Genomic DNA, 26,211 nt, shown 5'->3' with positions numbered 1-26,211 from the left:
GCCGCGCCCGCCCGGGGGATTGATGCCCTCCTGGCGCTTCAGCGTCGCGCCGATGATGGATTGGACGGACCGGCATTGCCGGGCCTTCCACCGCACCCTGACGCGGCACGCCCGGCTCTACACCGAGATGGTCACGACCGGGGCCGTGCTGCACGGGCCGCGCGAGCGCCTGATCGGGTTCGATCCCGCGGAGCAGCCGGTGGCGATCCAGCTCGGCGGCTCCGACCCGGCCGACCTCGCCGCCGCGGCGCGCATCGCCGAGGCGGAGGGCTACGCCGAGGTCAACCTCAATGTCGGCTGCCCCTCGGACCGCGTCCAGGACGGGCGCTTCGGCGCCTGCCTGATGCGCGAGCCGGACCTGGTGGGGGAGTGCGTCGCCGCCATGAAGGCGGCGGTGGCGGTCCCCGTCACGGTGAAGTGCCGCATCGGCGTCGACGACCAGGACCCGGAGGCCGCCCTCGACGCCCTCGCCCGGAGCGTCGCGCGGGCGGGGGTCGACGGGCTCGTCGTGCACGCCCGCAAGGCCTGGCTGCAGGGGCTCTCGCCGAAGGAGAACCGGGACGTGCCGCCCCTCGACTACGGGCGGGTCCACCGGCTGAAGGCGGCGCATCCCGACCTGCCGGTCGCGATCAACGGGGGGCTGCGCAGCCTCGACGAGGCGCGGGCCCAGCTCGCCCACGTGGACGGGGCGATGCTCGGCCGCGCCGCCTACGCGGAGCCCGCCCTGCTGCTCGCGGTCGATCCGGTGCTGTTCGGGGCGCCGGCCCCGGTCGCCGACCCGTTCGAGGCGGTGGAGGCCTTCCTGCCCTACCTGTCGGCCCGGCTCGCCGAGGGCGTGCGCCTCCACGCGATCACCCGGCACATGCTCGGGCTGTTCAACGGCCGCCCCGGCGCCCGGGCCTTCCGGCGCCACCTCTCGACCGAGGGCATGCGGGCGAGCGCCGGGACCGACGTCCTGCGCGACGCGGTGGCCCGGGTCGGCCGGCGGGCGGCCGAGGCGGCCTGACCCGGGGCTCCCGCCTCATACGCCATCCGGTTGATTGCTTCGCCATCTCGCATTTCGGCCATGCGGATGTCGGCTTCGCTCAGGCGCCGCGCAGGCTTGGGATACGGGATCCGCTTCGATCAAGCGGATCCCGTATCAGCCGGGCCGGGCGCCGCGCAGGATCAGCCGGCTGCCGCGCACCTCGTAGGAGGCGAGGCGCTCCAGGAAGGTCATGCCGAGGAGGTTGAGGCCGAGGGTCCCGGGCCGCGTCACCAGGGCGGGCACCCGCTCCTCGCGGATCGGCCCGACCGCGAGGCTGTCGAGGATGACCGGGGCGGCGGCGGCGCGGCCGTTCGCGGTCTGGACCATCACGACGAACGCCTCCGGCCGGGGATGCAGGCCGAGCGCGGCCGCGCTCTCGGCGGTGAGGACCACCGCGCTCGCCCCGGTGTCGAAGGCGAAGACCTGCTCGCGGCCATTCGCCCGCGCCCTCAGGGTGAAGCCGCCATCGGCGCGCCGCGCGATCACCACCTCCCCGCCCGGCGTCACCACCGGCTCGCCCGCCGCCAGCTCGCCGAAGACCCGGAAGGCGAAGTCCCGGGCCTGGTCGCGCCACGCGTAGAGCCCGGCCGCGCCGGCGCCCAGGCAGAGCCAGACCAGGAGGGCGCCCAGACCCTCCCCGATCCCGATCCGGAACTGCCGGACGATGCCGCTCAGGATCACCAGGAGCGCCGCCGCGGCGCCGAGCCCGGTCGCGACCTCCGGCGGGCTCCACCCGCCGATGTCGCCCCGCGCCAGGGCCGCGACGCCGGCCCCCGCGGCGAGGAGGAGCAGGGCGACACCGGCGGCGCCCGGCATGTCAGGCGGGGGAGGGGGCGGGCCGCCGGAGGTCGCGACCGGGCTCGGCGCCGCGGCGGCCGGGCAGCAGCGCCATGATGCGCTTGCGCTCGGGCTCGGAGAGGGAGCCCCAGGCCGCGATCTCGTCGCGGGTGCGGCCGCAGCCCTCGCAGAGGCCGGTGCCAGGGTCGAGGACGCAGACGCGGGTGCAGGGCGTGGAGGGAGGCGGCATCGAGGGATCGGATCAGCGGGGAATCGCGATCAGCAGGGCGAGCAGGGCGGCGATCTCGGCCACCTGCTGGCTCGCGCCGATCACGTCGCCGGTCTGGCCGCCGATCAGCCGCTCCGCCATGCGGCTCATCGTCCAGGCCGAGAGGGCGGCGAGGAGCCCCGCGAGCGCGAGCCCGCTCGCCGGCAGGCCGAGCGCCCAGGCTCCGACGAGGAGCGCGCCGCAGAGCGCCCAGGCGACGGCGCAGGTGGCGCCCGTGGGCTGCCCGACCGCCTGGGCGGCCCCGTCCGGCCGGGCCGGGGGCAGCGCGAACAGGGGCCAGAGCGACGCCGTGCGCGACAGGGCCGCGGCGGCGGGCAGGACCAGGGCCGCGCGCCACCCGATCCGGTCGGCGAGGGTGGCGAGCGCGCCGATGCGCAGGGCGTAGGCGAGGATCAGGGCCGCGGCCCCGTAGGTGCCGATGCGGCTGTCGCGCATGATGTCGAGCCGCCGCACCGCGTCCGCCCCGCCGCCGAAACCGTCCGCGAGGTCGGCGAGCCCGTCCTCGTGCAGCGCGCCGGTCGCCAGGGTGAGCGCGAGCGCCGCGAGCGTGCCGGCGATGAAGGGGCCGAGCCCGAGGCCGAGCCCGCCGAGCAGCGCCACCGCGCTCGGCAGGGCGATCAGCATTCCGGCGATCGGCAGCATCCGCGGCGCGGTGCGGAAGTCCGGGGCCGCGTGGCCGTCCGCCTCGCCCGGGAGGGCCGGGACCGGAAGCCGGCTGTAGAAGCGCAGGCAGGCGGCGAGGTCGAGGAGCGGCGGCCAGGGGCCCGTCTCGGGTGGCGGCTCGAACTCGTCGTCCGCCTCGTGCATGGCGGACCCTTCGGCCCGCAACCCCGCGCCCTCGGCCATCGCGCTCGCGTCCTTCGCGTCCAGGGACCCATTATACCGCAGATGCGCGCCCCGCGTCTGCGGAGAAAGCGGGGACCGCGCGCTCCCGCCGGCCAGCGCACCACGCGCCGGAGCGGCCGCCGGTTCGGCGGCAAGAATCATGCGGGACCAAGACCCTAAGCGGAATCCCGGCGAGCAAGTCCGCTTAGCCTTCGCGGCGCCCTCTGGTAAGAGGCCCGGATCGTCCCGCCGGAGTTCGCCGATGAATGCCCCGCCCCCCGATGCCAGCCCCTTCGCGGATATCCGCCAGCTCCTCGCCGGCATGCCGGGTCCCGACGAGGAGGCGGCGCGGGCCGTCGCGGCCCGGCAGGCGGAGCTGACCAAGCCCGCCGGCAGCCTCGGGCGCCTCGAGACCCTGGTGGCGTGGCTCGCCGCCTGGCAGGGCAAGCCGATGCCGAGCCTCGACCGACCGCTCGTCTGCGTCTTCGCCGGCAGCCACGGCGTCGCCGCCCGCGGCGTCTCGGCCTATCCGTCCGCGGTCAACCGGCAGATGCTCGACAATTTCGCCGCCGGGGGCGCGGCGATCAACCAGATCTGCGCGACCTACGGGCTCGGCTTCAAGGTCTTCGACCTCGCCCTCGACCTGCCGACCGGCGACATCGCCGAGGCCGAGGCGATGACCGAGAAGGCCTGCGTGGCCACGATGGCGTTCGGGATGGAGGCGGTGGCGGCCGGCACCGACGGGCTCGCGCTCGGCGAGATGGGGATCGGCAACACCACGGTCGCGGCCGCGATCTACGCGGCCCTCTACGGCGGCGAGCCCGCCGGCTGGGTGGGGCACGGCACCGGGGTGGACGCGGCGGGCCACGCCCGCAAGGTGGCGGCGGTGGAGGCGGCCCTCGCCCGCCACGCCGGCCATCTCGACGATCCGCTGCAGGTGCTGGCGCGTCTCGGCGGGCGCGAGGTGGCGGCGATCGCCGGGGCGATCCTGGCGGCGCGGCTGCAGCGCGTGCCGGTGGTGCTCGACGGCTACGTGGCCTGCGCGGCCGCCGCGGTGCTGCACGCCCTCGATTCCCGGGCCCTCGACCATTGCGTGGCGGGCCACCGCTCGGCCGAGGGGGCGCACGGCGCGGTGCTGGAGCGGCTCGGCCTCGACCCGCTCCTGGCCCTGGGCCTGCGGCTCGGCGAGGGCTCGGGGGCGGCCCTGGCCCTCGGGCTGCTCAAGGCGGCGCTCGCCTGCCACCGGGACATGGCGACCTTCGCGCAGGCCGGCGTCGCCGGGCCCGGCGCCTGACGCTCAGGCGGGGAGCGCCAGCGGGTCCTCGCACAGGCGGACCGCGCCCGGGCGGCGGCCGGTCTCGGCGCCGGCGAAGTGCAGCGCGTCCGCGCGGCTGCGGAAGATGCCGCCCGCGCGCCCGCGGGTCTCCACCGCCAGCCAGCGGCCCTCGCGGTCCTGGCCGACGAGGAAGCGGACGGGTTCCGGGCGGGGCGACCGCGCCTCAGTGCCGCAATCGGACATCGTCCCCCCTCCGCCGTGGTCGCGCGTCCCGGATCGGCACCGCGCCGCGGGCCTCGATGCCGCCCCATCAGGTTTCGGGCCGTCGTCCTCGAAAGGCCGACCGGCAGGCGCTATGGATGATCGTCGTTCCGCGCCGGGGACGTCTCGGTCGGGCGGGATCTCGGGAGGATGGGATGGTCCGCGCGCGGCACCGGGTGAGGGGAGCCGGCCTCGCGGGCCGGGTGGCCGTCGCGGCGGCGGCCTGGCACGCCGGCATGGCCGTCGCCGCCGCCGAGCCGCGCCCGGGGCTCCCCGTCGCGGCCTTCGAGGAGGCGGTGCGCGAGAGCCTCGCCGGGCACGGCGACCGGATGGGCTACGCCCTCACCCGCTGCCCGCTGACGCCCCGCTTCGCGCCGGCCGGCGAGACCTACCTGGGCCGCGCCTTCTCGCAGCGCGCCGACACGGTCATCGTCCTGGTCGCGGTGGAGAAGGGGCAGGTCGCCTCCTGGACGGAGTTCGATCTGCCCGGCCTGCAGGGATGGATCACCCACGCGGCGACGCGCTGCCGGGGGGCGACCCTCACGGTCGGGCGCGGCGCCGCCGCGCAGCGCTACCGCTGGGACGGGCGCGGCTTCGTCGCGCGGCGCTGACCGGCGCGCTCACCGGAACAGGTTGGTGCGCGCCAGTTCCACGATCTCGTCCCCGCGCCCGCTGATGACCGCCCGCGCGAGGTAGATCCCGAACCCCTTGGCCCGCTCCATCGTGGTCTTGGGCGGCGGCGCCAGCTCCTGGCGGTTGGTGACCACGTCGACCAGCGCGGGCCCGTCATGGGCGAGGGCCCTCCTCAGCGCGGTCTCGACCTCGGCCGGGTCCTCCACGCGCAGGCCCAGCACCCCGGCCGCCTCGGCCATGCGGGCGAAGTCCGGATTCCTGAGCTCGGTGCCCGCGTCGAGGCAGCCCGAGGCCTTCATCTCCATCTCGACGAAGCCGAGGGTGCCGTTGTTGCGCACCACCACCTCCACGGGCAGCCCCGCCTGCGTGAGGGTGAGGAAGTTGCCCACCAGCATGGCGAAGCCGCCGTCGCCGGAGAAGGAGATCACCGGCCGGTCCGGAAAGGCGGCCTGGGCGCCGATCGCCCACCGGGGGACGGGGCTTGAGCCAGCGCGGCGCGGTCGGGACCTCGATCGATTCGAGCGCCACGTCGCCCGGGATGATCACCACCGGGACGCCGCGCTTGGCGATGGCCTCGCGGATCGCGATGTCGCGGGTGCGGCCGATCTGCGCGACGGTGGCGACCGGACTGACCTAGTGCGCGCATTCCGCGAAGAGCTTCTCCGGGCTCGTTTCCTGGAAGGAGCCCGAGCCGATCGCGGCGCTCGGGATATGCGCGGCGATCGCCAGCACGGGCACCCGCGAGCGCTGACAATCGGACAGGCCGTTGATGAGGTGCAGGTTGCCGGGCCCGCAGCTCCCCGCGCAGACGGCGAGGTCCCCGGTGAGGTGCGCCTCGGCACCGGCCGCGAAGGCCGCCACCTCCTCGTGGCGGACGTGGACCCAGTCGATGGTGCGCTTGCGGCGCAGCGCGTCCGTCAGGCCGTTCAGCGGATCGCCGACGACGCCGTAGATCCGGCGCACGCCCACCGCGTGCAGCGTGTCGGCGATGAGATCCGCAACGATCTGGGGGCCATGTCGCGCCTCCTGCGAGGATGCCGCGCCGCGCCCGTGCGGCGGGCCTCTGACGCGCCGCACCGACGAGGCAGGGTGGCGAGCGTGCCTCGCGGCAGATGGATTCCGTCAGGTCAGGAGGCGGTCGCGCCGGCGCAGGGCCGGAAACAGGCGGCCCCACAGGCCGGCGACCAGCACCGTCGCGACTCCGCCGGCCACGACCGCCGGCACCGCCCCGACCAGGGCCGCGAGCGTGCCGGACTCGAACTCGCCGAGTTCGTTCGAGGCGCCGATGAAGACGGTGTTGACGGCCGCCACCCGGCCGCGCATCGCGTCCGGCGTCTCGCCTTGGACGAGGCTCTGGCGGACGTAGACGCTGACCATGTCGGCCGCCCCCGTGACGAAGAGGCAGGCCATGGAGAGGGGCAGGGAGGTCGAGAGGCCGAAGCCCACCGTGGCGACCCCGAAGACCGCGACGGCGAGGAGGAGCCGCTGCCCCGCCCGGCGCGCGAGCGGCCGGTGGGCCAGAACGACCGCCATCGCCACTCCGCCCGCCGCCGGCATGCTGCGCAGGAGGCCGAGGCCGAGCGGCCCGACCCGCAGCACCTCCTGGGCGTAGATCGGCAGCAGCGCGGTGGCCCCGCCGAGGAGCACGGCGACGAGGTCGAGGGTGATCGCGCCCAGCACCACCGGCTGGGACCGGATGTAGGTGAGCCCCGCGAGCAGCGTCGCCCAGGAGACCGGCCCGCGCCCGGCCGCGGCGGGCCGAGGCCGGATGCCGCCCACGGCGACCGCGGCGACCGCGAAGCAGGCGGCGGAGAGCCCGAACACCACCGAGGGGCCGAGCGCGTAGAGGAGGCCGCCGAGGGCGGGGCCGGACACGGACGCGCTCTGCCAGATCGAGGAGTTCCACGCGATGGCGGCGCCGAACTGCTCGCGCGGCACCAGCGTCGGCATCAGGGCCTGCGTCGCCGGGTTGGCGAAGGCCCGGGCGCCGCCCGTCAGCACCATCAGGGCGTAGACCGGCCAGACCGGGGGATGCCGGGACAGGGCGAGGGCCAGCAGGCCGGCCGCCGAGGAGGCGATGAGCGCGTAGGCGAGGGCGGCGATGCGGCGCCGGTCATAGGTGTCGGCCACGTGGCCCGTCACCAGCGCCCCGAGGATCGCCGGCGCGAAGCTCGCGAGCCCGACGAGGCCGAGCGCGAGCGCGCTGCGGGTCAGGTCGTAGACGAACCAGCCCACGGCCACCGCCTGCATCTGGTAGGCGAGGCCCGTCAGGAACCGGGCGAGGCCGAACAGGCGGAAGTCGGAATTGTGGAGCAGGGGACGGGGAGGATGCGCGGAGGATGGGAGGGACGCGGACATTGCTGCCCTCAGCCATGGTCCGGCTCCCGTCCTCGTGGCAAGAGGCGTCTGCCGAAGATGGCGGGCCCGACCCGAGGATGGCGGCGCGCAGGACGATGTGACGCTCCGACCCCGGACGGGATCCGTGAAAGCTCTCGGCGGCACCCGACCGGGCGCGCGTCCGGCCATCCCGACCAAACGGCACCTGAGCTGTGTCGCCGCCACGCGATTGATGACTGCCCGCGGCATGGAACTTGATCCAATGGCCACCAGCATCGCCGGCTCCGCCTGGCTATACAAGCAATCCCTCGACGATCCCGGCCGGATCGTCAAACTCGATTCGAGCGGGAAAATCCTCGGGCGGGATCATTCGCTCGAGTGCAATTGGCTCTATGTTGACGGACGATTAGTGTTCCGTGACTTTTCCGGGCATGACGTGGCGGTTTTTCCGCAACCGCTGTTCTTCGATGCCCCGCGCCGGCTGACGGGGTGGTCGGCCTCGTGCGCGGACGCGCCACGCTGGCTGCTGCGCCTCGACGACCTCGTCCCGCTGCAATCCGGCTCCGCCTACGACCTCGCCGCGGAGGTGCGGGAAGTGGCGCACGCCGTCGCGTTCACCTGCCCGGGCCCGGCGTACGGCGACGGCGGTGCCGCGCCGACCGGATACACGGCCGGCAAGTACAACATGCTGACCTTGCGGGACGTCGATCTGCTCACGACGCACGGGGCGATCGAGAAGGCCGGCGTGGTCGCCGAAGAATCTCTGTTCCACTTTCCATTCCACCTCGAGGATCGCTTCATTCGCTTCCCGGACGGAACATTCGCGTGCAATGCGGGCAATCCGCAGCTCTCGATCGCGCGGGCGCGCTACGCCTGCGCGGGGATCAACGAGAATTACTATCATTGGATGATGTTCTTCGTGGGCAAGATCTGCCTGCATGGCGAGACCCGGGCGTCCGGCGAAGGGGCGGTCGTCCTGGTTCCCGAGTATCGGAACGACGTGCAGAGGCGGACCGCGGAGCTGGTGGCGAAGGCCTACGGCTTGAACTTGGTTCAGCTCCGGCGCTGCGACCGCGTGCGGGTCGACGAGTTGCTGCTCCCGCATCAGCACGGCTCCTACGGGATCGATCCCCATCCCGTCGTCCTCAGGGCCTTCGCGCTGATCAAGGCGGCCCAGGCCTCCGCCGCGCCCGGCGCCGGCCGCAGGCTCTACATCTCGCGGGCCGACTCGCATTACCGGCGGCTCGAGAACGAGCGAGAGATCGAGACGCTCCTGGCCGGTCGCGGCTTCGACGTCGTCAGACTGGCTGACAGGACCCTCGAACAGCAGATCTCATTGCTTGCGACGGCCGAAGTGGTGGTGTCCCCCCATGGGGCCGGCCTCACCAATCTTGGTTATTGCGAGCCCGGAACCAAGGTCTTGGAATTCCACAGCCCGCAATACCTAAACTGGTGCATGCGCAATTTGTCGATCGCGGCCGGCCTGAGATACGGCTTCCTGATGGGCGAGGCCACCGAGGGCGACCGCTACCGGGTCGCGGTCGCGGCCGTCGACGCGGCCGTGACGGCGATGCTCGCGGCCTGACCGGGGGCGGCCCCGTGGCTGGTGGGCGGTGACGGGCTCGAACCGCCGACCCTCTCGGTGTAAACGAGATGCTCTACCAACTGAGCTAACCGCCCCGGGCCGCATGGTTAAGGGCAGCAAACCGGGAGCGCAAGGCCCGGGACCCGGGGCGGGGGCCGGCCGGATTTCCGTGCCCGGCGGCTTGACACGCTTCGGCCCGCCTCATACACCGCCGCCATCGCAGCACAGCGATGCGCCGCGCGGACGTAGCTCAGTCGGTTAGAGTGCCGGCCTGTCACGCCGGAGGTCGCGGGTTCGAGCCCCGTCGTCCGCGCCATCTTCCCCTGATGGGTGGTCATCGCACTGCGCCTGGCACGCGGGCGTAGCTCAGTTGGTTAGAGTGCCGGCCTGTCACGCCGGAGGTCGCGGGTTCGAGCCCCGTCGCCCGCGCCAACCACAATTGCAAGCTCAAGGCAAGGATCGCGCCGCAGAGTCAGCCGGGATCGCTGGGACCCCGGGGGACGAGATGTCGTGGTGGAATGCCGGAGTGAGCCGCCGATTCGCCGTCATGCTGGCGGCGGCCGTCGCGGGCTTCGTGGGTCTGGCGGCCTGCGCGCTGACCAGCTACCGGGACGGCCTGATCGCCGAGCGCGTCGCCAAGCTGCGCGCGGTCTCCGACGTCGCGATGGCCGCCGCCGCCAGCCTGGAGAGGGAGGTGCAGGCCGGCCGCCTGTCGCGCGAGGCGGCGCTCGCGGCCTTCCGGGCCCGCGTCAACGCCATGCGGTACGACGGCGACAATTACGTGGCGGTCTACGGCTATGACGGGGTCGCGCAGGTGATCCCCATCAAGCCCGAATGGGTCGGCAAGGACATGAGCGGGCTCAAGGACGCCTCCGGCATGCTCCTCGTCCAGGCGATCACGCGGATCGCGCGGTCCGGCAAGCCGGGCGAGCTGCGCTACCACTTCGTGCGGCCGGGCAGCGAGGTGCAATCGCCCAAGCTGAGCTACATCCAGGGCTTCGATCCCTGGAAGGTCGCGATCTTCACGGGCGTGCACGTCGACGACATCGAGGAGGCGTTCCGGCGCCAGGCGCTCTGGCTCGGGCTGATCGCGGGCGCGGCGCTCCTCGGCGTCGGCGCCCTCGGCCTCGTCGGGTGGCGCTCGATCGCCGGGGGCCTCGCGGCCCTGACGCAGGCCACCGCCGCGCTCGCCGCCGGGCGCTACGACGGGACGATCCCCGGCACCGCCCGCCGGGACGAGATCGGCCTCATCGCCCGGGGCATCGACAGCTTCCGGATCGCCCTGGCCGAGCGCGAGGCCCTGGCGGCGGCGCAGGATGCCGGACAGGCGCAGCTGCGCCGCGTCGCGCAGCTCGGCGCCGACACCCGCGCCTTCGAGAGCGCGGTCTCGGCGGTGCTGGCCCAGGTGGACGCCTCGGCCCGGGATCTGGAGGCGACCGCGAAGGCGATGTCCGACGCCGCCGCGCGCACGGCCGGGCGGGCGGCCGCGGCGGCCGGCTCCGCCGCGACCGCCGCGCGGGAGGTCGCCGGCGTCGCGACGGCGGCCGAGCGGCTCGGCGCCTCGATCACGGCGATCGGCGGCGAGGTGCGCGGGGCGGCCCGGCTCGCCGAGGACGCGGTGACGGAATCCGACCGCACCGCCGAGGTGATGCGGGCCCTCGACGGCGCCGCGGCGCGGATCGGCGACGTCGTGGCGGTGATCGCGGGCGTCGCCGGGCAGACGAACCTGCTGGCGCTGAACGCCACGATCGAGGCGGCCCGGGCCGGGGAGGCGGGCCGCGGCTTCGCGGTCGTCGCCGCCGAGGTCAAGCAGCTCGCCAACCAGACGGACCGGGCGACCCGGGAGATCTCGTCCCAGATCGCGTCGATCCAGGACGCCGCCCGCCAGGCGGTCGGCGCCATGACGGGCATCGCCGCGCGGGTGCAGGACATCAGCGGCGTCTCGGGCCGGGTCTCCTCGGCCGTGGAGGGCCAGGCCGGGGCGACCCAGACGATCCTGCACAGCATCGCCCAGGCCGCCGCCGGCACCGGGGCCGTGAGCGAGGCCATCGCCGGGCTCGCCCAGGACGCCGACACGACCGGGGACGCCTCCGGCCGCGTGCTGGGCGCGGCCGGCACGCTGCTGCGGCACTCGGACAGCATCGGCGCCGAGGTGCGGCGCTTCCTGGCGACGCTGCAGGCCGCCTGATCGGGCGATCCCGAAATGTCCACAATTGACCGACAGGGGCTCGGCCCCGACCTTCGCCGCCCGGACCCCGCCAGGATGCCGACCGCGTTTCGACCGACGTTGCCCCGCCGCCGCGCCGCCGGGCCCGCCACCCAGCCCGCGCTTCGGGCCGGAGCGCTCCTGGCCGGACTCGGCCTCCTCCTGGCGGGGTGCAGCGGCGGGCCGCTGCTGCCGGCGCCGGACCTGCCGACGAATCAGGTCATCCTCGACGAGGCCGCGGCGGCCGCGGCGATCTCCCGCTACCGGGCGAGCCACGGGCTCGGTCCGGTGGTGGTCGATCCCTCGCTGATCCGCGCCGCCTCCCTGCAGGCCGAGGCCAATGCGCGGGCGGGACTCCTCTCCCACGAGATCGCCGGCAGCTTCGACAGCCGGCTGAAGCGGGCCGGCCTCGGGGGACGCTACGCGGCCGAGAACCTCAGCGCCGGCTCGGAGACCTTCGACGCCGTGCTGCGCCGCTGGCAGGCCTCGCCCGAGCACAACCGCAACATGCTGATGCCGCAGGTGCGACGGATCGGCGTCGCCCGGGTCGACGCGCCCGGGAGCCGCTACAAGCGGTTCTGGGCGCTCATCCTGTCGGATTCCTGATCGGCCCGGCCCGGCGGCGCCGATCCGTCGCGGCGGCCGGAAACGGCCCGGAAGGGCCGCGGCCTGCGACGAAACTCACCATCCGCGGGGCGCTTTCCCCGGTTGTGGGCGGCCTCGGCCGGATTATCTAAGACCCTGACGTTCGCGGTTTGTGCGGTGCGAACGCCCCTTGTTTCGGCATACCCGCTCGTTTAAGCCTCGCGGCGATCTCCGGGCCTTGGAACCGTTCCGAATGGCGGGCCGACCGGCCGGGCGGCGCGCGGCTCCGCGCTGCCCCTGAACGAGCAACGAGGGTTCTCGATGAACGGCCTCCTCACGGATTACCTGCCGCTCGTGATCTTCATCGGCGTGTCGCTGGTGATCGCGCTCGCCCTGCTCGTGGCGCCCTTCCTGGTCGCCTACAACAGCCCGGACCCGGAGAAGCTCTCGGCCTACGAGTGCGGGTTCAACGCCTTCGACGACGCGCGCATGAAGTTCGACGTGCGCTTCTACCTCGTCGCCATCCTGTTCATCATCTTCGACCTGGAGGTCGCCTTCCTGTTTCCCTGGGCGATCACCTTCGGGGATCTCGGCTGGTTCGGCTTCTGGTCGATGATGATCTTCCTCGGCGTGCTCACCGTCGGGTTCATCTACGAGTGGCGCAAGGGCGCCCTCGAATGGGACTGAGCCGACCGATCCCCGCCGCCTCCTGAGAGACCCCCGCTCCATGGCCCTCGACACTCCCCTCTCCCGCGCCCCGGCCATCGCCCCCGAGCCCAAGGGCATCTTCGACCCGGCGACCGGCCTGCCGATCGGCGCCACCGACCCGACCTTCCTGTCGATCAACGACGAACTCGCCGACCGCGGCTTCCTGCTCACCACGGCGGACGACCTCATCACCTGGGCCCGCACCGGCTCGCTGATGTGGATGACCTTCGGGCTCGCCTGCTGCGCGGTCGAGATGATGCAGATGTCGATGCCGCGCTACGACGCCGAGCGCTTCGGCTTCGCCCCGCGCGCCTCGCCGCGCCAGTCGGACGTGATGATCGTCGCCGGCACCCTCACCAACAAGATGGCGCCCGCGCTGCGCAAGGTCTACGACCAGATGCCGGAGCCGCGCTACGTCATCTCGATGGGTTCCTGCGCCAATGGCGGCGGCTACTACCATTACTCCTACTCGGTGGTGCGCGGCTGCGACCGCGTGGTGCCGGTGGACATCTACGTGCCCGGCTGTCCCCCGAGCGCCGAGGCGCTGCTCTACGGGGTGCTGCTGCTGCAGAAGAAGATCCGCCGGACCGGCACGATCGAGCGCTGAGGGGCCGCGATGACGAACGGCATCACCATCCTGCCCCATACCGAGACCGAGCACGGGACCGGGGCGCTGCAGGCGCTGAGCGACCGCCTCGCCGAGACCCTCGGCGGCGCCGTCGTTCAGCGCGCCATCGCCTTCGACGAGCTGACGCTCGTGGTCGAGCCGTCCGAGATCGTGCGGGTGCTGACGCACCTGCGCGACGACCCGGCCTGCGGCTTCCGCTCCTTCATCGACATCTGCGGGGCGGATTACCCGGGCCGGGAGAAGCGCTTCGACGTCGTCTACCACCTGCTCTCGCTGCGCCACAACCGGCGCATCCGCGTGAAGGTGCAGACCGACGAGGCGACGCCGGTCCCCTCCGTGATCACCGTCTTCCCGGCGGCGAACTGGTACGAGCGCGAGACCTACGACCTCTACGGGATCCTGTTCTCGGGCCATCCGGACCTGCGCCGCCTGCTGACCGATTACGGCTTCGAGGGGCATCCCCTGCGCAAGGACTTCCCGCTCACCGGATTCGTCGAGGTCCGCTACGACCAGGACGAGGGCCGGGTGGTCTACGAGCCCGTGAAGCTCTCGCAGGAATTCCGCCAGTTCGACTTCCTGTCCCCCTGGGAGGGCACCGACTACGTGCTTCCGGGAGACGAGAAGGCGAAGCCGTGAGGGGAAGGCCGATGACCGCGTTCCCGCACTCGCCACCCGCCGCGCGCCACCCGCTCCCACGCAGCGCCGCCCAGGGCGCCGGACGCTCCGCATGACCGAACACAGCATCCGGAATTTCTCGATCAATTTCGGGCCGCAGCATCCGGCGGCGCACGGCGTGCTGCGCCTCGTGCTGGAGCTCGACGGCGAGATCGTCGAGCGGGTCGATCCGCATATCGGGCTGCTCCATCGGGGTACCGAGAAGCTGATCGAGGTCAAGACCTACCTGCAGGCCACGCCCTATTTCGACCGGCTCGACTACGTCGCGCCGATGAACCAGGAGCACGCCTTCTGCCTCGCGGTCGAGAAGCTGCTCGGCATCGAGGTGCCGCGGCGGGCCAAGCTGATCCGCACCCTGTTCTGCGAGATCGGGCGGCTGCTCTCGCATCTCCTCAACGTGACGACGCAGGCGATGGATGTCGGCGCGCTCACGCCCCCGCTCTGGGGCTTCGAGGAGCGCGAGAAGCTGATGATCTTCTATGAGCGCGCGAGCGGGGCGCGGCTCCACGCCAATTACTTCCGGCCGGGGGGCGTCCACCAGGACCTGCCGCCGGGGCTGATCGACGACATCGAGGCCTTCTGCGACCCCTTCCTGCAGGTGGTCGACGACCTCGACGCGCTGGTCATCGGCAACCGCATCTTCAAGCAGCGCAACGTCGACATCGGCATCGTGACGGTCGACGCGGCGATGGCCTGGGGCTTCTCGGGCGTGATGCTGCGCGGCTCCGGGATCCCGTGGGACCTGCGCAGGGCGCAGCCCTACGAGGCCTACGAGGAGATGGAGTTCGACGTCCCGGTGGGGAAGAACGGCGACACCTACGATCGCCAGGTCATCCGCATGGAGGAGATGCGCCAATCCGTGCGCATCATGAAGCAGTGCCTCGCCAAGCTGCGCGCGCCGGACGGGCAGGGGCCCGTGACCACGCAGGACGGCAAGGTGGCGCCGCCCTCCCGGCGCGAGATGAAGCGCTCGATGGAGGCGCTCATCCACCACTTCAAGCTCTACACCGAGGGCTTCCACGTCCCGGCCGGCGAGGTCTACGCCGCCGTCGAGGCGCCCAAGGGCGAGTTCGGCGTCTACCTGGTGGCGGACGGCACCAACAAGCCCTACCGCTGCAAGATCCGCGCGCCGGGCTTCGCCCACCTGCAGGCGATGGACTGGATGTGCCGCGGCCACATGCTGGCGGACGTGTCCTGCATCCTCGGCACCCTGGACATCGTGTTCGGGGAGGTGGACCGGTGAGGCAGGCGACGACCGGCGAAGAGAACTGAACCGATGGCAAACCGCAGACTGGCGCCCGCCGAACAGCAGCCCGCCGCATTCGCGTTCACGCCCGAGAACGCGCGCTGGGCCGAGGCACAGATCGCCAAATATCCTGAGGGCCGGCAGGCCTCGGCCGTGATCCCCCTGCTCTGGCGCGCCCAGGAGCAGAATGGCGGCTGGCTGCCGCAGAAGGCGATCGAGGCCGTCGCCGACGAACTCGGGATGCCGCACATCCGCGTGCTCGAGGTCGCGACCTTCTACACCATGTTCGCGCTCGAGCCGGTCGGGCGCTACTGGATTCAGGTCTGCGGCACCGTGCCCTGCGACGTCTGCGGGGCGAAGGAGCTGAAGCACTACCTGCACGACCGTCTCGGCCCCGCCGGCCATGTCAGCCCGGACGGCAATTTCTCCTGGCTCGAAGTCGAGTGCCTCGGCGCCTGCTGCAACGCGCCGATGGTGCAGATCAACCAGGACTATTATGAGGACCTGACGCCCGAGATCCTCGGCCGGCTGATGGACGACCTCGCGGCCGGGCGGCCGGTCAAGGCCGGCTCGCAGGCCGGGCGGACCTCCTCCGAGCCGAAGGGCGCCGCGACGACGCTCACCGACGAGACCCTGTTCGACGGCTCCCGCATCGGCGCGTGGCGCCGGCGCTTCGAGGAGGAGGGGCTGCACGAGGCCGGCGCCGACACCCAGGCGCTCGCCGCCAGGGAGGCGGCCAATCCGAAGCCGGCGCGGCCCGATGCCGGCCGCCCGATCGGGAGCCCGGCCGCGCAGACGCCCGCCCAGCGCGCCGCGGACGGCAAGGCGCCGGTCGAGCCCGCCGAGGCGAAGGGCCAGTCGGCGCCCGAGCGCGCGACCGTCGCGGCGCCGCGCTCCGGGCCCGAGGTCCAGCCCGCCCCGCAGAGCGGGCGCTCCTACACCGAGACCCCCTCGAAGCCCGAGGAGGGCCGCCCGGTCGCCGAGACCAAGGGCTCGACCCCGGTCAGCGGCGCCGAGCCGATGGCCGCGCCCGCCCGCACGGACGGCTCGCAGGCCAAGCCCGTCGGGGTCGACCCGGCCGACAGGGGCCCGCCCGGCCCCGGCTCCAAGGATTCCGGCGCCAAGGATTCCGGCGCCAAGGGGGCGGGCCCCGCGGGCAAGACCAAGCCCTCCTCGAACCGGTAGGACGACGCCATGCTCTCCGACCAGGATCGGATCTTCACGAACCTCTACGGGTTCCACTCCCCGGGCCTCGACGCCGCGCGCCGGCGCGGCGCCTGGGACGGCACCAAATTCCTGCTCGAGCAGGGCCGCGACTGGATCATCGACGAGATGAAGAAGTCGGGCCTGCGCGGGCGCGGCGGGGCCGGCTTCTCGACCGGCCTCAAATGGTCGTTCATGCCCAAGAAGTCGGACGGCCGTCCGCACTACCTGGTGGTGAACGCCGACGAATCCGAGCCCGGCACCTGCAAGGACCGGGAAATTATGCGGCACGACCCGCATCTCCTGATCGAGGGCTGCCTGCTCGCCTCCTTCGCGATGGGGGCGCATGCCGCCTATATCTACATCCGCGGCGAGTACGTGGCCGAGAAGCACGCCCTGCAGCGGGCGGTGGACGAGGCCTACGAGGCCCGGCTGATCGGGCCGGACAACGTCCACGGCTACCCGTTCGACCTCTACGTCCACCACGGCGCGGGCGCCTATATCTGCGGCGAGGAGACGGCGCTCCTGGAGAGCCTGGAGGGCAAGAAGGGGATGCCGCGGCTGAAGCCGCCCTTCCCGGCCAATATGGGCCTCTACGGCTGCCCGACCACGGTCAACAACGTCGAGTCGATCGCGGTGGCGGGTGCCATCCTGCGCCGGGGCGCGGCGTGGTTCTCCGGCATCGGCCGGCCGAACAACACCGGCACCAAGCTCTTCTGCGTCTCGGGCCACGTCAACCGGCCCTGCAACGTCGAGGAGGCGCTGGGGATCCCGTTCCGCGAGCTGATCGACCGCCATTGCGGCGGCATCCGCGGCGGCTGGGACAACCTCCTGGCGGTGATCCCGGGCGGCTCCTCGGTGCCGCTGGTCCCGGCCGCGCAGATCGCCGACGCGCCGATGGACTTCGACACGCTGCGCGGCCTCGGCTCGGGCCTCGGCACCGCGGCGGTGATCGTGCTCGACAAGACGACCGACATCGTCGCCGCCATCGCCCGCATCTCGTACTTCTACAAACACGAATCCTGCGGCCAGTGCACGCCCTGCCGGGAGGGCACCGGCTGGATGTGGCGCGTCATGCTGCGCATGGCCGAGGGCCGGGCGCAGAAGCGCGAGATCGACATGCTGCTCGACGTCACCAAGCAGATCGAGGGCCACACGATCTGCGCGCTCGGCGACGCGGCGGCCTGGCCGATCCAGGGCCTCATCCGCCACTTCCGACCCGAGATCGAGAAGCGCATCGACCGCTACAGCGCCAACCCGCACAGCGACCCCGTGCCGATGGCCGCGGAGTGAGCGGCGCGCGCGGCGAACGCCTGGAGACACCACAGTGACCAAGATCGTCGTCGACGGCACCGAGGTCGATGTCCCGCCGGACTACACGCTGCTGCAGGCCTGCGAGGCGGCCGGCGCGGAGATCCCGCGCTTCTGCTTCCACGAGCGGCTGTCGATCGCCGGCAATTGCCGCATGTGCCTCGTCGAGCTGAAGGGCGCGCCGAAGCCGGTGGCCTCCTGCGCCTGGGGCGTGCGCGACTGCCGGCCGGGCCCGAACGGCGAGCCGCCGCAGGTCCTGACCAAGTCGCCGCTGACCAAGAAGGCGCGCGAGGGGGTGATGGAGTTCCTCCTCATCAACCACCCGCTCGACTGCCCGATCTGCGACCAGGGCGGCCATTGCGACCTGCAGGACCAGGCGATGGCCTACGGGGTCGATTCGACCCGCTACGGCGAGAACAAGCGCGCGGTCGAGGACAAGTACATCGGCCCGCTCGTGCGCACGGCGATGAACCGCTGCATCCACTGCACCCGCTGCGTGCGCTTCCTGGCGGAAGTGGCGGGGGTGCCGGATCTCGGCGCCATCGGGCGCGGCGAGGATATGGAGATCACCTCCTACCTCGAACAGGCCATGGCCTCCGAGCTGCAGGGCAACGTCGCCGACCTCTGCCCGGTCGGGGCCCTCGTGCACAAGCCGCAATCCTACAACGTGCGGCCCTGGGAATTGTCCAAGACCGAGTCGGTCGACGTGATGGACGCGGTCGGCTGCGCGATCCGGGTCGATACCCGCGGCCGCGAGGTGATGCAGATCGAGCCCCGGGTGAACGAGGCCATCAACGAGGAGTGGATCTCCGACAAGACCCGCCACGTGGTGGACGGGCTGCGGCTCCAGCGCCTCGACCGGCCCTACATCCGCGAGAACGGGCGCCTGCGCCCGGCGGGCTGGGCCGAGGCCTTCGCGACGATCGCGGCCAAGCTCAAGGGCGCCGACCCCGCGCGCGTCGGCGCGATCGTGGGCGACCTCGCCTCGGTGGAGGAGACCTACGCGCTCAAGCGCCTGATGACGGCGCTCAATGTGCGCAACCTCGATTGCCGCCAGGACGGCGCGCCGTTCGATCCGGCCTGGGGCCGGGCCGCCTACACGTTCAACCCCACCATCGCGGGGATCGAGCAGGCGGACGCGGTGCTGCTCGTCGGGGCCAATCCGCGCCTCGAAGGCTCGCTCCTCAACGTGCGGCTGCGCAAGCGCTGGCGCATGGCGCCGCTGCCGGTCGGGCTGATCGGCGAGCCCACCGACCTGACCTACCCGCACACCTATCTGGGCGCCGGCCCGGAGACGCTGGCGGAGCTCGCGGCCGGGCGGCACAGCTTCGCGGAGGTGCTGGGCAAGGCCGAGCGCCCGCTCGTCATCGTCGGGATCGGGGCGCTCGCCCGCCCGGACGGGCGCGCCATCCTGGCGGCGGCCGCCTCCTACGCGCGGAGCATCGGCGCCGTGACGGAGGGCTGGACCGGCTTCGGGGTGCTGCAGGTCGCGGCGGCGCGCGTCGGCGCCCTCGATCTCGGCGTCGTGCCGGGGGAGGGCGGGCTCGACTTCGCCGCGATGACGGCGCCGGGCGCCCTCGACGTGCTCTACAACCTCGGCGCCGATGAGGTGGAGGTCGCCCCGGGCGCCTTCGTGATCTACCAGGGCACGCACGGGGATCGCGGCGCCCACCGGGCCGACGTGATCCTGCCGGGGGCCGCCTACACGGAGAAGTCGGGGACCTACGTGAACACGGAGGGCCGTCCGCAACTCGCCAACCGCTCCGGGTTCCCGCCGGGCGACGCGCGCGAGGATTGGGCGATCCTGCGCGCCCTGTCGGAGCCGCTCGGCCAGCGCCTGCCCTTCGACTCGCTGGCGCAGCTGCGCCGCGCCCTCTACGCCGACCACCCGCACCTCGCGGCGCTGGATTCGGTCGCCGGGCAGGACGCCGGCGCGGCGCTCGCGAGCCTCGCGGCCCTCGGCGGCGAGCCGGGCCGGGAGCCGTTCCGCAGCCCGATCCTCGACTTCTACCTCACCAACCCGATCGCCCGCGCCTCCCGGGTGCTGGCGGAATGCTCGGGGCTCGCCCGCGAGCGCGTGCTCCAGGCCGCCGAGTAGGACCGCGATAGGACCACCCCATGAGCGTCACCGACATCCTGCTGACGGTCGGCCTCGTCGCGCTGAAGAGCGTGGTGCTGCTGGTCGCGCTCCTCGTCTTCATCGCCTACGCGCTCCTCGCCGACCGGAAGATCTGGGCGGCGGTGCAGCTGCGGCGCGGCCCGAACGTGGTCGGCCCCTGGGGCCTGTTCCAGTCCTTCGCCGACCTGCTGAAGTTCGTGATCAAGGAGCCGGTCATCCCGGCGGGCGCCAACAAGGCGCTCTACCTGCTGGCGCCGTTCGGCTTCGCGACCCTGGCGCTCTCGGCCTGGGCGGTGATCCCGCTGGCGGATAACTGGGCGATCGCCGACATCAACGTCGGCATCATCTACATCTTCGCGATCTCGTCGCTCGGCGTCTACGGCGTGATCATGGGCGGCTGGGCCTCGAACTCGAAATACGCCTTCCTGGGCGCGCTCCGCTCGGCCGCCCAGATGGTGTCCTACGAGGTGTCGCTCGGCTTCGTGATCATCACCGTGCTGATGTGCGCGGGCTCCCTCAACCTCTCGCAGATCGTCCGCGCGCAGGACACCGCGCTCGGGATCTTCGGCTGGTACTGGCTCTGGCTGTTCCCGATGTTCGCGGTGTTCTTCGTGTCGGCGCTGGCCGAGACGAACCGCCCGCCCTTCGACCTGCCGGAGGCCGAATCGGAGCTCGTGGCGGGCTACATGGTCGAGTATTCCTCGACCCCGTACCTGCTGTTCATGCTCGGCGAGTACGTGGCGATCATCACCATGTGCGCGCTCGGCACGATCCTGTTCATGGGCGGCTGGCTCTCGCCGATCCCCTTCGCGCCGTTCACCTGGGTGCCGGGCGTGATCTGGTTCACCCTGAAGGCGAGCTTCCTGTTCTTCCTGATCGCCATGGTCAAGGCGATGGTCCCCCGCTACCGCTACGACCAGCTCATGCGGCTCGGCTGGAAGGTCTTCCTCCCGCTCTCGCTCATCATGGTCTTCGTCGTCGCCTTCGTCCTGAAAGTGACCGGCCTCGCGCCGGTCTCCTGAACCCCGCATTGGAGATTGAGCGATGAGGCTCGATCAGGTCGCCCGCAGCCTGCTGCTGAAGGAGTTCGTGTCGGGGTTCGCCCTCGCCATGCGCTACCTGTTCAAGCCGAAGGCGACGATCAACTACCCCTTCGAGATGGGCCACCGCTCGCCGCGCTTCCGCGGCGAGCACGCGCTGCGCCGGTACCCCAACGGCGAGGAGCGCTGCATCGCCTGCAAGCTCTGCGAGGCGGTCTGCCCGGCCCAGGCCATCACCATCGAGGCCGGGCCGCGCCGCAATGACGGCACCCGCCGCACCACCCGCTACGACATCGACATGGTGAAGTGCATCTATTGCGGCATGTGCCAGGAGGCCTGCCCGGTGGACGCCATCGTCGAGGGCCCGAACTTCGAGTTCTCGGTCGAGACCCGCGAGGAGCTGCTCTACGACAAGCAGCGGCTGCTCGCGAACGGCGACCGCTGGGAGCGCGAGATCGCGCGCAACATCGCCGCGGACGCACCCTATCGCTGAGGCGAGCGACGGGCCGACGCGGCGCCCGCCGAGGCTCCGGAGGGTCGTCCCGCCCGCCATTCGCCGCGCGACGCCGACCATTCGCCTCCGCGGCGGGCTTTCCCGTTGTGCGCCGCGGGAGCGGGATCTATAGACGGGCCGCCGGGGAACCGGGGGTCGCTCATCGGCACCAGGCAGGAGACCGCCGCGAGGCGGCGTGAGTTCACCGCATGACCGCAGCCGCCGCCTTCTTCTACCTCTTCGCCGCGATCACGGTCGCCTCGGGCCTCGTGGTGATCGCCGCCCGCAACCCGGTCACCTCGGTCCTGTTCCTGATCCTCGCCTTCGTGAACGCGGCCGGCCTGTTCGTGCTGATGGGCGCCGAGTTCCTGGCGATGATCCTGGTGGTCGTCTACGTCGGCGCGGTGGCGGTGCTGTTCCTCTTCGTGGTGATGATGCTCGACGTGGACTTCGCCGAGCTGCGCCAGGGCTTCCAGGACTACCTGCCGGTCGGCGCGCTGATCGGCGCCGTGTTCCTGATCGAGCTCCTGCTGGTGGTCGGCTCCTGGGCAATCGATCCGGGTCTCGTCCACGCGCCCCTCGCGGTGGCGCCCGGCGGCGAGCAGATCACCAACACGCAGGCGCTCGGCCTGGTTCTCTACACCAACTACTTCTTCTTCTTCCAGATTGCCGGCCTGATCCTGCTCGTCGCGATGATCGGCGCGATCGTGCTGACGCTGCGCGACCGGCCCGGCGTGAAGCGCCAGGACATCGCGGTGCAGAACGCGCGCACCCAGGCCCTGGCGGTCGAGCTGCGCAAGGTGCCGACGCGCCAGGGCGTCGAGGTGTGACGGCGGGACCGGGCACGGTCCGGCCCCCCTCTCCCGCGCCGGGAAGGGGCGCCGCGCCGCCGCGACGGCACGCTGATTCGAGACGGCCGCAGCCCGGCCGAGAGGCAGACAGATGATCGGTTTGAGCCATTACCTCACGGTCGCGGCGATCCTGTTCACGCTCGGCGTGCTCGGCATCTTCATCAACCGCAAGAACGTGATCGTGATCCTGATGTGCGTCGAGCTGATCCTGCTCGCCGTGAACATCAACCTCGTCGCGTTCTCGACCCACCTGGGCGACATCGTCGGGCAGGTCTTCGCCCTGTTCGTGCTGACGGTGGCGGCCGCCGAGGCGGCGATCGGCCTCGCGATCCTGGTGGTGTTCTTCCGCAACCGCGGCTCGATCGCGGTCGAGGACGTCAACATGATGAAGGGCTGAGGACTCCCCCGCCCCCACTGAACCCCGAGCCGTAGCCCCGAGGCCGGACCCCGAGCATGTACCACGCGATCGTCTTCCTGCCCCTCATCGGCTCCCTCATCGCCGGCCTGTTCGGCCGCCGGATCGGGGCCAAGGCGAGCGAGGTCGTCACCACCTCGATCCTGTTTTTCGCCGCGCTCCTGTCCTGGGTGGCCTTCTTCGAAGTCACGGCCGGGGAGGGGCACGGGGCGACCCGGATCCAGGTCGCGCATTGGTTCTCGGCCGGCGACCTCGTCGTCGACTGGGCGTTCCGGGCCGACACGCTCACCGTGGTGATGCTGGTCGTCGTCACCAGCGTGTCGTCGCTCGTGCACCTCTATTCCATGGGCTACATGGAGGAGGATCCGCACCGGCCGCGCTTCTTCGCCTACCTGTCGCTGTTCACCTTCGCCATGCTGATGCTGGTGACGGCCGACAACCTCGTGCAGATGTTCTTCGGCTGGGAGGGCGTCGGCCTCGCCTCCTACCTGCTGATCGGGTTCTGGTACGAGAAGCCCTCGGCCAACGCCGCCGCGATGAAGGCCTTCATCGTCAACCGGGTCGGCGATTTCGGCTTCTCCCTCGGCATCTTCCTGGTCTTCGTGCTGTTCGGCTCGGTCGCCTTCGACGGGATCTTCCCGCGCGTCGCCGAGGTGAAGGATGCGGGCTTCCACTTCCTCGGCACCGACTGGAACGCGCTCACGCTCGCCTGCCTGCTGCTGTTCATGGGCGCGATGGGCAAGTCGGCGCAGTTCCTGCTGCATACCTGGCTGCCCGACGCCATGGAGGGCCCGACCCCGGTCTCGGCCCTGATCCACGCCGCCACCATGGTGACGGCCGGCGTGTTCATGGTGGCGCGGCTCTCGCCCCTCTTCGAGGCGGCGCCGGCGGCGCTCACCGTCGTCACCGTGATCGGCGGCATCACGGCCTTCTTCGCCGCGACGGTCGGCCTGGTCCAGAACGACATCAAGCGGGTCATCGCCTACTCGACCTGCTCGCAGCTCGGCTACATGTTCGTGGCGCTCGGGGTCGGCGCCTACGCGGCCGGCATGTTCCACCTCTTCACCCACGCCTTCTTCAAGGCGCTGCTGTTCCTCGGCGCCGGCTCGGTCATCCACGCGATGCACCACGAGCAGGACATGCGGAACATGGGCGCCCTGCGCCGCTACATCCCCTTCACCAGCCTGATGATGACGATCGGGACGCTGGCGCTGATCGGCTTCCCGTTCACGGCCGGCTACTACTCGAAGGACGCGATCATCGAGGCGGCCTACATGTCGACCCGGCCGGGCCACGTGCTGGCCTTCCTGGCGACGGTGGTCGCGGCCTTCTTCACCTCGTTCTATTCCTGGCGCCTGTACTTCCTCACCTTCGAGGGACCGGCCCGCTGGCAGCACGCCCACGCGGACGCCCACCACGGCGGCGCCCGCGGCGATGCCCACCACGCGGTCGCCGCCCACACGCAGGAGGCGGATGGGGCGCCGGGCCACCACGAGGGCGTCGCCCACGACGACAAGGGCCACGACGTCGAGCCCGTCTCGCACTCGGACCTTGAGCATCACGGCGACCACCACGCCCACGTGCCGCACGAGAGCCCGCGGGTGATGACGATCCCGCTCGCCCTGCTGGCCCTCGGCGCGGTCTTCGCCGGCCTGGTGTTCAAGAACCGCTTCATCGGCGAGGGCATGGACGAGTTCTGGAAGGGCGCCCTCGCGCATTCCCCCGACAACCACATCATGCACGCGATCCACGAGGCCCCGGCCTGGGTCTCGGCCTCGCCCTTCGTGATGCTGGTGCTCGGCTTCCTGCTCGCCTACTGGATGTATCTGCGCCGGCCGGAACTGCCGAACCAGCTCGCCGAGAGCCAGCCGCTGCTGTACCGCTTCCTGCTCAACAAGTGGTACTTCGACGAGATCTACGACCGGATCTTCGTGCGCCCGGCGAAGGGCTTCGGCGAGTTCCTGTGGAAGGTCGGCGACGGCGCGATCATCGACGGGCTCGGGCCGAACGGCATCGCGGCCCGGGTGGTCGACGTGACCCGCGGCGTCGTGCGCCTGCAGACCGGCTACGTCTACCACTACGCCTTCGTGATGCTCGTCGGCGTCGCCGCCCTGGTGAGCTGGTACCTCCTGAACGGCGTCGGCGCCCATTGATGACCGCCCGCCTCCTCCCCATCGACCGGAGACGCGTCTGATGTTCGGCCTCGGGATCCTCTCCGGCCTCCTCATCCTGCCCCTCGTCGGCGCCGCCTTCATCCTCACCCTGCAGGGCGACGAGGAGGGGGTGCAGCGCAACGCCCGCTGGGCGGCGCTCGCCGCCACGGTGGCGACCTTCCTGCTCTCCCTGGTCGCCTGGGGGCGCTACGATTCCTCGACCGCGGCCTTCCAGCTCGTCGAGAGCCACGCTTGGCTGACCGAGTCGATCCGCTTCAAGCTCGGCGTCGACGGCTTCTCGATGCCGCTCCTGCTCCTCACCACCTTCCTGATGCCCTTCTGCATCGCGGCCTCCTGGCACGCGATCGGGCATCGGGTGAAGGAGTACTTCGTCGCCTTCCTGGTGCTCGAGACCACGATGATCGGCGTGTTCTGCGCGCTGGACCTCGTGCTGTTCTACCTGTTCTTCGAGGCCGGCCTGATCCCGATGTTCCTGATCATCGGTATCTGGGGCGGCAAGCGCCGGATCTACGCCTCGTTCAAGTTCTTCCTGTACACGCTGCTCGGCTCGGTGCTGATGCTGCTGGCGATCCTGGCCATGTACTGGCAGGCCGGCACCACCGACATCCCGACCCTGCTGCAGCACCGGTTCCCGACCGGGTTGCAGACCTGGCTGTGGCTGGCCTTCTTCGCCTCGTTCGCGGTGAAGATGCCGATGTGGCCGGTCCATACCTGGCTCCCCGACGCCCACGTCGAGGCGCCGACCGCCGGCTCGGTGATCCTGGCGGGCATCCTCCTGAAGATGGGCGGCTACGGCTTCATCCGGGTCTCGCTGCCGATGTTCCCGGACGCCTCGCACCTGTTCGCGCCGCTGGTCTTCGCGCTCTCGATCGTCGCCATCATCTACACCTCGCTGGTCGCGCTGGTGCAGACCGACATCAAGAAGCTCATCGCCTACTCGTCGGTGGCGCATATGGGCTTCGTCACCCTCGGCCTGTTCACGATGACCGAGCAGGGCATCCAGGGCGCGCTGTTCCTGATGATCTCGCACGGCATCGTGTCGGGCGCGCTCTTCCTGTGCGTCGGCGTCATCTACGACCGGATGCACACCCGCGAGATCGCCGCCTATGGCGGGCTCGTGAACCGGATGCCGCTCTACGCGGTGGCCATGATGGTCTTCACCATGGCGAATGTCGGCCTGCCCGGCACCTCGGGCTTCGTCGGCGAGTTCCTGTCGATGCTCGGCGCCTTCCGGGCCAACCCGATGGTGTCGTTCTTCTCCGTCTTCGGCATCATCCTGTCGGCGGCCTACGCGCTCTGGCTGTTCGCCCGGGTGATCTACGGCAAGCTCGACAAGCCGAGCCTGCGGGACATCGCCGACCTCGACCGGCGCGAGATGGCGATCCTCGCCCCGCTGGTGGTGCTGACGATCTACTACGGCTTCCACCCGAGCCCGATCCTCGACACCTTCGCCCCCTCCACCGAGGCCCTGATGCAGGGCCTGCGGGCCGCCCTCTCCTCGACCCAGACCGCCGCCGCGGCGCTCCCGGTCGCGCATTAGAGATCCC

General features: G+C 71.7%; 24 protein-coding genes, 3 tRNA genes and 1 pseudogene. 21 read left to right on the top strand and 7 right to left on the bottom strand.

From position 1 onward, the window contains the following. The first annotated feature begins 22 nt into the window (after window positions 1-22). Window positions 23-1,006, top strand: a complete 984-nt coding sequence (gene dusA, locus MET2598_RS0103235) for a tRNA dihydrouridine(20/20a) synthase DusA (protein WP_012334110.1) — start codon at window positions 23-25, stop codon at window positions 1,004-1,006. Window positions 1,007-1,141: 135 nt separating this feature from the next. Here dusA and MET2598_RS0103230 read toward each other — a convergent pair whose 3' ends face one another. Genes MET2598_RS0103230 through MET2598_RS0103220 form a run of 3 tightly spaced genes read right to left on the bottom strand, consistent with a single transcriptional unit; the run spans window position 1,142 to window position 2,939 of the window. After that, a complete protein-coding gene (locus tag MET2598_RS0103230) occupies window positions 1,142-1,843 on the bottom strand; it encodes a retropepsin-like aspartic protease family protein (RefSeq protein ID WP_012334111.1) in 702 nt (233 codons plus the stop codon). A gap of 1 nt (window position 1,844) precedes the next feature. Continuing rightward, complete coding sequence (locus MET2598_RS0103225; RefSeq protein ID WP_018259850.1) at window positions 1,845-2,054, bottom strand: DUF1289 domain-containing protein; 210 nt, start codon at window positions 2,052-2,054, stop codon at window positions 1,845-1,847. A gap of 12 nt (window positions 2,055-2,066) precedes the next feature. Continuing rightward, on the bottom strand, window positions 2,067-2,939 hold the full coding sequence (locus MET2598_RS0103220; protein ID WP_012334113.1) for an adenosylcobinamide-GDP ribazoletransferase: 873 nt from the start codon (window positions 2,937-2,939) through the stop codon (window positions 2,067-2,069). Between the two features lie 241 nt (window positions 2,940-3,180). Here MET2598_RS0103220 and cobT point away from each other — a divergent pair, with 241 nt between their 5' ends. Beyond that, entirely contained in the window at window positions 3,181-4,212 is a 1,032-nt protein-coding gene (gene cobT, locus MET2598_RS0103215) for a nicotinate-nucleotide--dimethylbenzimidazole phosphoribosyltransferase (protein ID WP_018259848.1), read from the top strand. Window positions 4,213-4,215: 3 nt separating this feature from the next. Here the strand turns inward: cobT and MET2598_RS0103210 are convergent, their stop codons facing one another. After that, entirely contained in the window at window positions 4,216-4,437 is a 222-nt protein-coding gene (locus tag MET2598_RS0103210; protein ID WP_012334115.1) for a hypothetical protein, read from the bottom strand. A gap of 173 nt (window positions 4,438-4,610) precedes the next feature. Here MET2598_RS0103210 and MET2598_RS0103205 point away from each other — a divergent pair, with 173 nt between their 5' ends. Next, complete coding sequence (locus MET2598_RS0103205; RefSeq protein ID WP_012334116.1) at window positions 4,611-5,066, top strand: hypothetical protein; 456 nt, start codon at window positions 4,611-4,613, stop codon at window positions 5,064-5,066. Window positions 5,067-5,075: 9 nt separating this feature from the next. Here MET2598_RS0103205 and MET2598_RS38525 read toward each other — a convergent pair. Then, window positions 5,076-6,093 (bottom strand): annotated as a pseudogene (locus tag MET2598_RS38525) (thiamine pyrophosphate-binding protein). Window positions 6,094-6,210: 117 nt separating this feature from the next. Further along, complete coding sequence (locus MET2598_RS0103185; protein ID WP_018259844.1) at window positions 6,211-7,446, bottom strand: MFS transporter; 1,236 nt, start codon at window positions 7,444-7,446, stop codon at window positions 6,211-6,213. 124 nt (window positions 7,447-7,570) lie between these two features. On the opposite strand from MET2598_RS0103185, the gene MET2598_RS0103180 reads away from it, so the two are divergent. Beyond that, complete coding sequence (locus MET2598_RS0103180) at window positions 7,571-9,010, top strand: glycosyltransferase family 61 protein (protein ID WP_236728656.1); 1,440 nt, start codon at window positions 7,571-7,573, stop codon at window positions 9,008-9,010. A gap of 19 nt (window positions 9,011-9,029) precedes the next feature. On the opposite strand, the gene MET2598_RS0103175 is transcribed toward MET2598_RS0103180, so the two are convergent. Continuing rightward, a tRNA-Val gene (locus tag MET2598_RS0103175) sits at window positions 9,030-9,105 on the bottom strand. A 144-nt stretch (window positions 9,106-9,249) separates the two neighbouring features. Between MET2598_RS0103175 and MET2598_RS0103170 the strand changes: the two genes are divergently transcribed. From MET2598_RS0103170 to MET2598_RS0103090, 17 genes are all read left to right on the top strand, one after another. Further along, window positions 9,250-9,326, top strand: a tRNA-Asp gene (locus MET2598_RS0103170). A gap of 39 nt (window positions 9,327-9,365) precedes the next feature. Then, a tRNA-Asp gene (locus MET2598_RS0103165) sits at window positions 9,366-9,442 on the top strand. Between the two features lie 94 nt (window positions 9,443-9,536). Beyond that, window positions 9,537-11,198, top strand: coding sequence for a methyl-accepting chemotaxis protein (locus MET2598_RS0103160; protein WP_026190478.1), 1,662 nt, complete (start codon window positions 9,537-9,539; stop codon window positions 11,196-11,198). A 75-nt stretch (window positions 11,199-11,273) separates the two neighbouring features. Next, the gene (locus MET2598_RS0103155) at window positions 11,274-11,822 is read left to right on the top strand and encodes a CAP domain-containing protein (RefSeq protein ID WP_012334120.1); all 549 of its coding nucleotides are present in this window, start codon (window positions 11,274-11,276) and stop codon (window positions 11,820-11,822) included. A gap of 300 nt (window positions 11,823-12,122) precedes the next feature. Then, the gene (locus tag MET2598_RS0103150; RefSeq protein ID WP_018259840.1) at window positions 12,123-12,488 is read left to right on the top strand and encodes an NADH-quinone oxidoreductase subunit A; all 366 of its coding nucleotides are present in this window, start codon (window positions 12,123-12,125) and stop codon (window positions 12,486-12,488) included. A 40-nt stretch (window positions 12,489-12,528) separates the two neighbouring features. Beyond that, on the top strand, window positions 12,529-13,116 hold the full coding sequence (locus MET2598_RS0103145; RefSeq protein WP_018259839.1) for a NuoB/complex I 20 kDa subunit family protein: 588 nt from the start codon (window positions 12,529-12,531) through the stop codon (window positions 13,114-13,116). 9 nt (window positions 13,117-13,125) lie between these two features. Continuing rightward, window positions 13,126-13,773: an NADH-quinone oxidoreductase subunit C gene (locus MET2598_RS0103140; protein WP_018259838.1), complete on the top strand. Its 648-nt coding sequence runs from the start codon at window positions 13,126-13,128 to the stop codon at window positions 13,771-13,773. Between the two features lie 91 nt (window positions 13,774-13,864). Beyond that, on the top strand, window positions 13,865-15,055 hold the full coding sequence (locus tag MET2598_RS0103135; protein ID WP_012334124.1) for an NADH-quinone oxidoreductase subunit D: 1,191 nt from the start codon (window positions 13,865-13,867) through the stop codon (window positions 15,053-15,055). Window positions 15,056-15,088: 33 nt separating this feature from the next. Then, the gene (gene nuoE, locus MET2598_RS0103130; protein WP_018259837.1) at window positions 15,089-16,243 is read left to right on the top strand and encodes an NADH-quinone oxidoreductase subunit NuoE; all 1,155 of its coding nucleotides are present in this window, start codon (window positions 15,089-15,091) and stop codon (window positions 16,241-16,243) included. A gap of 9 nt (window positions 16,244-16,252) precedes the next feature. Then, window positions 16,253-17,554: an NADH-quinone oxidoreductase subunit NuoF gene (gene nuoF / locus MET2598_RS0103125; protein WP_012334126.1), complete on the top strand. Its 1,302-nt coding sequence runs from the start codon at window positions 16,253-16,255 to the stop codon at window positions 17,552-17,554. Between the two features lie 34 nt (window positions 17,555-17,588). After that, entirely contained in the window at window positions 17,589-19,670 is a 2,082-nt protein-coding gene (gene nuoG / locus MET2598_RS0103120) for an NADH-quinone oxidoreductase subunit NuoG (RefSeq protein WP_018259836.1), read from the top strand. A gap of 20 nt (window positions 19,671-19,690) precedes the next feature. Next, window positions 19,691-20,713, top strand: a complete 1,023-nt coding sequence (nuoH, locus tag MET2598_RS0103115; protein ID WP_012334128.1) for an NADH-quinone oxidoreductase subunit NuoH — start codon at window positions 19,691-19,693, stop codon at window positions 20,711-20,713. Window positions 20,714-20,735: 22 nt separating this feature from the next. After that, window positions 20,736-21,224, top strand: coding sequence for an NADH-quinone oxidoreductase subunit NuoI (gene nuoI / locus MET2598_RS0103110; protein ID WP_012334129.1), 489 nt, complete (start codon window positions 20,736-20,738; stop codon window positions 21,222-21,224). A gap of 209 nt (window positions 21,225-21,433) precedes the next feature. Next, window positions 21,434-22,054 carry an NADH-quinone oxidoreductase subunit J gene (locus MET2598_RS0103105; protein ID WP_012334130.1) on the top strand — a complete coding sequence of 207 codons (621 nt, stop codon included), beginning with the start codon at window positions 21,434-21,436 and terminating at the stop codon, window positions 22,052-22,054. 112 nt (window positions 22,055-22,166) lie between these two features. After that, window positions 22,167-22,472 (top strand): NADH-quinone oxidoreductase subunit NuoK, encoded by a 306-nt coding sequence (gene nuoK, locus MET2598_RS0103100; RefSeq protein ID WP_012334131.1) that lies wholly within the window; start codon window positions 22,167-22,169, stop codon window positions 22,470-22,472. A gap of 56 nt (window positions 22,473-22,528) precedes the next feature. Next, window positions 22,529-24,643, top strand: a complete 2,115-nt coding sequence (nuoL, locus tag MET2598_RS0103095) for an NADH-quinone oxidoreductase subunit L (RefSeq protein WP_018259835.1) — start codon at window positions 22,529-22,531, stop codon at window positions 24,641-24,643. A gap of 40 nt (window positions 24,644-24,683) precedes the next feature. After that, window positions 24,684-26,204, top strand: coding sequence for an NADH-quinone oxidoreductase subunit M (locus MET2598_RS0103090; RefSeq protein ID WP_012334133.1), 1,521 nt, complete (start codon window positions 24,684-24,686; stop codon window positions 26,202-26,204). The last annotated feature ends 7 nt before the right edge of the window (window positions 26,205-26,211 follow it).

It is taken from the genome of Methylobacterium sp. WSM2598, assembly GCF_000379105.1.
In the GTDB taxonomy this organism is placed as follows: domain Bacteria; phylum Pseudomonadota; class Alphaproteobacteria; order Rhizobiales; family Beijerinckiaceae; genus Methylobacterium.
This window is presented reverse-complemented; position numbering and strand designations above follow the sequence as displayed.